Origin of the sequence: Haloterrigena salina JCM 13891 (assembly GCF_000337495.1) — an archaeon.
Lineage (GTDB): Archaea > Halobacteriota > Halobacteria > Halobacteriales > Natrialbaceae > Haloterrigena > Haloterrigena salina.
Window position 1 is genome coordinate 1 of the sequence record NZ_AOIS01000043.1, and the last position, 1,635, is coordinate 1,635.

The window sequence follows — 1,635 nt, forward strand, 5'->3', positions numbered from 1 at the left end:
GACTCAAAATCACCGAGGAGCGGGTTGGAGTCGAGATCACCGACGAGCGAGTGGGACTCAAAATCACCGAGGAGCGGGTTGGAGTCGAGATCGCCGATGAGCGAGTGAGACTCAGATTGGTTAGAAATTGATGTTTTAGATGATTTATCGGAATCCGACTCTATTTCAATCTCATCTGGAGAAGATTCTGAAACCTCTGTTCTGGAGGCTTCACTTTCTTCATCCTCATTGTCTGAACTCATTAGACGTGATATGTAGATGAGTAGTAAAACATTTTCGCGCTATTGGCTTGGCGACGCGATCTACTCGAGCTGATGAATTGCGTCGCTTACTGCTAGCCCATGTTGATCCGCGATTTCGGCTGCGAGGTTCAAGGCCCAGTCTTCTTTCTCTGTTTCTTTATGCTCCTGAGCGAGTAGTAACAGTGCGTAGACAATCAGTAAGTCGTCTTGTGGGTGTCGCATCCGCTCACGTTTGGCCGTGGCTTCACTGATAAACTCTCGTAGGCATATTCGACAACCACGATCATCGAGGTCCTGTTATGCTCTACCAGCAGGGTCGCCCCTCTATTGCGTCCAATATCGGTCCGCTCAATTTCCGCGAGCGCCACGCGCGTAGCTAAATACCCCACCACCATAGGGGCATTAGGAAGGTACACTTATGTTCCTTCTTTTACGTATGACGAAATAATGCTAAGTCAAATGGTCAGCGGTGTTCTTGAAAACGCTGAAATTATTCAGGCTTTTGGATCGCTTTTTCTCACGTCGATGTTGGTAGTACTGTATTACAAGCAAAAGAGGATCATGGAAAATCAACAAGAACTTATGAGATATGAACAGGAACCAACGCTTGAAATAGAGAAACTTGTATTTATGGATGATTGGCACACTATCGAGATCTTACTATCAAACTATGGAGGAGGCGCGGCCACGTCGCTAACTTTGAGGCTGGAGTTTTATGAACTGGATGGGAGCGGGCCAATAAGAGCAGTTGGAGGGAAGATACGTAGAGCAAAAACTCAGTCAGATGGTTCCACTGTTAAGAGTCAGTCTTCATCTATCCGACCAAACGAGACAGACGTTAGATTCTCTGCCAATTCAGCAACGATTATCCGCAATCCAGGCCCTAAATCTAAATCATTTGCGCGTGTTGCGTTTGAAGAATTGGATAGTTCAAGGCCTATCCTTTACGCAAAGCCGATAATCCAATACACAACCAAATACGAGGAAGTAGATACATATACTGCTGATTTCTCTATTAAGATGACAAATGATGGGGAAATGGATGAAGAAATAATGGAGTTTCTCCCTTGGTCAGATCAGAATGACGAACAGCACTTTACAGAAATAAAACCAGTAGAGAATGAGGAAAAGACAAAATCCAATTAAACCCCTATTTCATGTGCTTCAACTGGAGTTCTCCTGTACGGAGGTGGGAGAGGGGCGCTGTAATTTTTTGGCATCGTCGCCTTGGCGACACCCGCCAAGGGGCGTTTCGCGCGCAGCGCGAAATCGACCCGCAGGCTCGCGGCGCGATCGCGCCGTCGACCCCGCCCTCAAGGGAACGAGTACAACCGCAGTTGCGAAAAGCAGCCGCTAATGAAACGATGGTTGTCTAATTGAAGGAGAGCGGTAG

General features: G+C 47.0%; 2 protein-coding genes. One reads left to right on the forward strand and one right to left on the reverse strand.

The window, feature by feature from the left end; all coding sequences use genetic code 11:
- Window positions 1-242: hypothetical protein (locus tag C477_RS23540; protein ID WP_152423317.1), on the reverse strand; the 242-nt coding region annotated here is incomplete at its 3' end.
- Between the two features lie 447 nt (window positions 243-689).
- Between C477_RS23540 and C477_RS23545 the strand changes: the two genes are divergently transcribed.
- Entirely contained in the window at window positions 690-1,388 is a 699-nt protein-coding gene (locus C477_RS23545; protein ID WP_152423318.1) for a hypothetical protein, read from the forward strand.
- Window positions 1,389-1,635: the final 247 nt, after the last annotated feature.